The sequence below is a fragment of the Mesorhizobium sp. M7A.F.Ca.CA.001.10.2.1 genome, from assembly GCF_003998575.1.
In the GTDB taxonomy this organism is placed as follows: domain Bacteria; phylum Pseudomonadota; class Alphaproteobacteria; order Rhizobiales; family Rhizobiaceae; genus Mesorhizobium.
The window spans coordinates 1-4397 of sequence record NZ_RZQY01000515.1; the positions used below are offsets into that span (position 1 = coordinate 1).

6 protein-coding genes and 1 pseudogene are annotated in these 4397 nt (G+C 65.1%); 1 reads left to right on the plus strand and 6 read right to left on the minus strand.

Annotated elements, in window-relative coordinates:
- From EN964_RS26185 to EN964_RS26210, 6 genes and pseudogenes are all read right to left on the minus strand, one after another.
- Nucleotides 1-529 (minus strand): annotated as a pseudogene (locus EN964_RS26185) (peptidase M3); the annotation flags it as partial.
- A 95-nt stretch (nucleotides 530-624) separates the two neighbouring features.
- A complete protein-coding gene (locus tag EN964_RS26190; RefSeq protein ID WP_127269640.1) occupies nucleotides 625-1059 on the minus strand; it encodes a nuclear transport factor 2 family protein in 435 nt (144 codons plus the stop codon).
- Nucleotides 1056-1700 (minus strand): carbonic anhydrase, encoded by a 645-nt coding sequence (locus tag EN964_RS26195; RefSeq protein WP_023811712.1) that lies wholly within the window; start codon nucleotides 1698-1700, stop codon nucleotides 1056-1058. The genes EN964_RS26190 and EN964_RS26195 overlap by 4 nt, the downstream gene beginning before the upstream one ends.
- Before the next feature lie 148 nt (nucleotides 1701-1848).
- Nucleotides 1849-2619 carry a DUF429 domain-containing protein gene (locus EN964_RS26200; protein WP_127276911.1) on the minus strand — a complete coding sequence of 257 codons (771 nt, stop codon included), beginning with the start codon at nucleotides 2617-2619 and terminating at the stop codon, nucleotides 1849-1851.
- Nucleotides 2616-3500: a pyridoxal kinase PdxY gene (pdxY, locus tag EN964_RS26205; protein WP_127269643.1), complete on the minus strand. Its 885-nt coding sequence runs from the start codon at nucleotides 3498-3500 to the stop codon at nucleotides 2616-2618. Before pdxY ends, EN964_RS26200 begins: the two co-directional genes overlap by 4 nt.
- A 13-nt stretch (nucleotides 3501-3513) precedes the next feature.
- Nucleotides 3514-3765, minus strand: a complete 252-nt coding sequence (locus EN964_RS26210; protein WP_127269645.1) for a hypothetical protein — start codon at nucleotides 3763-3765, stop codon at nucleotides 3514-3516.
- 162 nt (nucleotides 3766-3927) lie between these two features.
- Here EN964_RS26210 and EN964_RS26215 point away from each other — a divergent pair.
- Nucleotides 3928-4397 (plus strand): LemA family protein (locus tag EN964_RS26215; protein ID WP_164775996.1); only part of this gene is annotated, 470 nt, incomplete at its 3' end.

Genomic DNA, 4397 nt, shown 5'->3' on the forward strand with positions numbered 1-4397 from the left:
TGGTACCGAGCGAGGACAATTCCTCGCTGATCTTGGCCAGCCGCTTCTTGCCGTCGGCATCGAGTTTGGCGCCGGAGCGGACAAAACCCTTCCAGGTCTTTTCCAGGACCCGCAGGGTCTCTGCGTCGAGCTTCAGGCTCTCGCGGCGCTGGTAGAGATCGTCGATGCGGGCAAACAGCCGCTCATTCATCGAAATCGCCGAGAAATGCCTGGACATTTTCGGCGAGATGTCGCGCTCCAGCGCTTGGATCGTCTCGTTGGTGTAGGCGCCGGCGCGGCACCAGAAGATCGACGAGACGCGATCGAGCGCTTCGCCGCCGAGTTCCAGCGCGGCAAGCGTGTTCTCGATGGTCGGCGCATCCTTGTTGCCGGCGATCGCCTCGATCTCGGCCTCGTGCGCCTTCAGCGCCGCGTCGAAGACCGGGGAAAAGTCGCCATCGCCAATGCGCGTGAAATCGGGCAGGCCGAGCGGCCCTTGCCACGCGGTCAGCGGATGGGCGGCGAGGTCGACGGCTTTCGTGGAAGGCATGGACAGTCTTTCGATCGTTGACGGGGAGAGGTTTGGTCGTCCCCGATGTAGGGCGAGGCCTCGCAAGGCGCAACGGCTCGGCCCTCAGGATGGCGTCAGAAGCCGTCGCACGTCTCGGCGATTGCCGCTTGCGAACTGGCGGTGATGCGGTCGTCGGTCACCGCGAAAGTCTCATGCATGAGCTTGTCATTGTTGGGAAAGTCGTAGCAGGCGACCACGGTGGTGACCCCGCCTTCGCTCTTTTCGATCCGATGCCGGATCGCTGCGCCCGCAACCGCACCTTTCCATTCGTCCATCGAGGCGATGAATTCCTGCTTGCTTTGCACGATGCCGAGGTCGTCCAGCTTGATGCGGACATCATCGGCGAGCAGGTCGGACAGTTCGGTGCGGTCGGCGACCAGCAGCGCCGAATACCAGCGGCTGATGAGGGCACGATCATCGGCGCGGGCGGCAATAATCGCTATCAGCAGCGCGGCCGCCGTCAAAGCGGCCGACCTGATGTTTACCACCTTGCGCGCCGCTGTGTTCATCCCAGCTCCGGCCGTTCGAAATCGCCGGTTTCCTTGTTCATCGTCCAGAGTTCGCCGGTCGAGATATCGAACCAGGCCCCATGCAGCGACAGTCGCCCCTTGCCCTCGAGAATCGAGACGCAGGGAAAGGTTCTGAGGTTGGCGATGGAATAGCGGATCGAGATGCGCTCCAGCGCGGTCTGGCGCTCCGACGCGGTCATGAAGGTGCTGGAGGAGACGGTTTCGGCCGCCGGCGCGATCAGGCTCATCCACTTGCCGATGAAGTCGCCCGGCGAAAGCGGCGCGGAATTGGTGTCGAGCGCTGCACGGATGCCGCCACAGCGGCCATGGCCCATGACGACGATGTTCTTGACCTTGAGGCTCTGCACGGCGAATTCAAGCGCCGCCGAGGTCGAATGGAACTCGCCATCGGGAGCATAGGGCGGCACCAGATTGCCGACATTGCGCAGCACGAAGAGTTCGCCGGGCCCGGCGTCGAAGATCGCCTCGGGCGCCGAACGCGAATCGCAGCACGCGACGATCATCGTCTCCGGCGCCTGGCCTTCGCGAGCGAGATCGCGATAGCGCCCGCTCTCTGTGAGATAGCGGCCATTCATGAAATTGCGGTAGCCGGCGAGAAGATGTTCAGGGAGATGGGACATGGGCGGCGTCTGGAGCCTTTCCGGGTTGGATGCGGCAGCTCGTTGCGGTCTAGAGAGGCTCTAGCGGCAAAAGCCGGTCGCGAGCAATGCAGAATTATGAGGGCTGGCTAGAAATGCCATGCATCGAGCGCAACCTTGGCCAACAGCGTTACGCCCAGATGGCGACAGGAATGCCAAAGCTGTCGCGGCCCGGCGGGTCGGGCAGCGGCCGCGCCTCACCGCTGGCGATGCGACCGGCGATCAGCGTCATCGCGGCCGCCTCGAGGAAATCGTCGGCGGCGGCGCCCCGCGGTGGCGGCTGGTCGAGAAAGGCCGTGTCATAGCCATGCCGGCAAAGCAGAGCCTTGCGTTCCGCCATGCCGGCCGGATTGATGCCGCCCTTGATCTTCTTCGGCAGTTGCATGGCCTGATCGCCGTTCAGGCGGCAGAAAGCGACTTCCGGATGCGATTCGAACACGCGGCCGCGCAGATCGGGTCGCGCGATCAGCAGGGCGTCGATCTCGCGGATCTTGGCAAAAATGCCGAACGCCTGGATCGAGACTCCGCGCGGCGGGTCGGATGTGGTCAGGGCCACCTCGCTTGCCCTGATGTGCGCGGCATACCAGGCTTCGATGGTGGTGAAATCATTGGTCTCCGCATAGAGCGTGGCACGGGAGGGGATCGAGAAGACGCTGGATTGGCGCGCCCCGAGCAGCGGCCGCACCAGCGCTTCGGGGCCGCGACCGCCCTTGCCCGAAAAGTCGGGTAGGCCGATCGGCATGTCGACAGCGATGACAGCGTCTTCGGGAAGGGATGCGAGCAGGGCAGTGAAGGTTGCAAAGACACCGACCGACGGTGCCATGCCAAAAGCGCACCGGACGGCGATCCAGCCGGCCTTGCAGCCGTCGACGCCGACAAGCACGGCCTCAGTCGACGTCACGCCCGGCGGCCCCGCCCCGGATGCGTGAGGTGGCGAAGCTGGACCATCGCCATCGGATGCGACAGGCTCTGCGCATCGGTTTCGAGCTGCAGTTCGTCGCCGCCGCGCTTGGCGGTGCGCGCCAGGATCTCGTAGACCGCCGCCGTCGTCGATTGCAGCGCCTTGACCGGCGGCTGGCCGGACAGGATACGTGCCAGATAGACGGCCGCCGTCAGATCGCCCAGGCCATTCGGCGGCTTGTCGATCAGGCGATGTTCGGCGAGCAGCGCCTGGCTGCTATCGAGCAGCAGATTGCCGGTGCCGCCCGTCATCATCGACGGCGCAGAGGTGACCAGCATGGTCGATGGTCCGGCGTGGAGCGCTGCCGCGATCGCCGATTTCAGGTCGGGCAACGCGGCGCCGGCCATCCATTCCAGTTCGTAGCGGTTGGGGGTGGCTATGTCGGCGATCGGCATCAGCCGGTCGCGCATGGCGATGGCTGTCGGCTCGGGCACGTAGAGGCCGCCCGAATCACCCATCACCGGATCGCAGATATAGACGGCGCCGGGTGTCCTTGCCTTCACCGCGGCGACCAGCGAGGCGACGGCCTCGGCCTGGCCGGCCTCGCCGAGATAGCCGGACAACACGGCGCCGACTTCACCCAGCCATGGCGCCCGCTCGAGATCGGCCATCAGCGCCTTGAACTGGTCGAGCGGCGGTACGATCCGTGTTGCCCGTCCATGGCCGGGATGCCAGGGCAGGATGACGGTCGGCACCGCCCAGACCGGGAACCCCAGGGTCTCCAGCGCAAACACGGCGGCACGGTTGCCGACCGAGCCGCGCGCGACATGGCTGGAAATGACGATGACCGCACGCGGCGCGTCGGTTTGTTCGGCGCTCATTGTCGTTTGATTCCTAACTGCCCCGGATGACGTAAAGCACGAGCCAGACCATCAGGCCCAGCGCCAGCAGCAGGCCCAGCGTGCGGCCAAAGCGGGTGCCCCAAACTTCGATCGGATCGGCGCGATCGGCATCGGCCGCGGTGACGTGATCGCGCATGCCTTTCGCGGCCCGCCCCGCAAACGAGTCGCCCGCCGGATTCGTCTCGTGCGCGATGCGCTCGAGGATACGGCGCGATTCCTTCTCGCTGTCCTGGCGCTCCGCCATGATGATGTCCCGTTTTGTGGACCTTATCGCGTTCGTACGGCCAATCACAGACCCTTGCAGCGGCATCGGGCATGGCAGGCGAGGGGCTGCCGGCCCGGGCGGTTTTCTTGCGCGCTGATTGTGGTAATGCTTCGCGTGCAACTTCTACCGAGGGACCCCATCATGTTTGCCCAGCGCCTTGCCTCGCCGTCCATTTTCCGCACGCTGCCCGCCTTCCTGATGATGGCGATCGTGCTGCCGCTGCTTGCCGGCTGCGGCTACAACACCATCCCCACAGCGGAAGAAAACGCCAGGGCGGCGTGGAGCGAGGTGCTGAACCAGTATCAGCGCCGCGCCGACCTCATCCCCAACCTGGTCGAGACGGTGAAGGGTTATGCCTCGCACGAAAAGGATACGCTCGACGCGGTGGTCGAGGCGCGCGCCAAGGCAACGCAGATCACGGTAACACCGGAAACGCTGAAGGATCCCGAAGCCCTCAAGAAGTTTCAGGATGCCCAGGCGGGGCTGACCAGCGCGCTGTCGCGGCTGATCGCGGTCTCGGAGGCCTATCCCGACCTCAAGGCCAATCAGAATTTCCTGGCGCTGCAAGCCCAGCTCGAAGGCACCGAAAACCGCATCGCGGTGTCGCGGCG

Excerpts from the sequence above, each read along its gene's own strand:
- EN964_RS26190 (WP_127269640.1), bottom strand. The coding sequence starts at position 1,059 with ATGAACACAGCGGCGCGCAAGGTGGTAAACATCAGGTCGGCCGCTTTG.
- EN964_RS26195 (WP_023811712.1), bottom strand. The coding sequence starts at position 1,700 with ATGTCCCATCTCCCTGAACATCTTCTCGCCGGCTACCGCAATTTCATG.
- pdxY (WP_127269643.1), bottom strand. The coding sequence starts at position 3,500 with ATGAGCGCCGAACAAACCGACGCGCCGCGTGCGGTCATCGTCATTTCC.
- EN964_RS26210 (WP_127269645.1), bottom strand. The coding sequence starts at position 3,765 with ATGGCGGAGCGCCAGGACAGCGAGAAGGAATCGCGCCGTATCCTCGAG.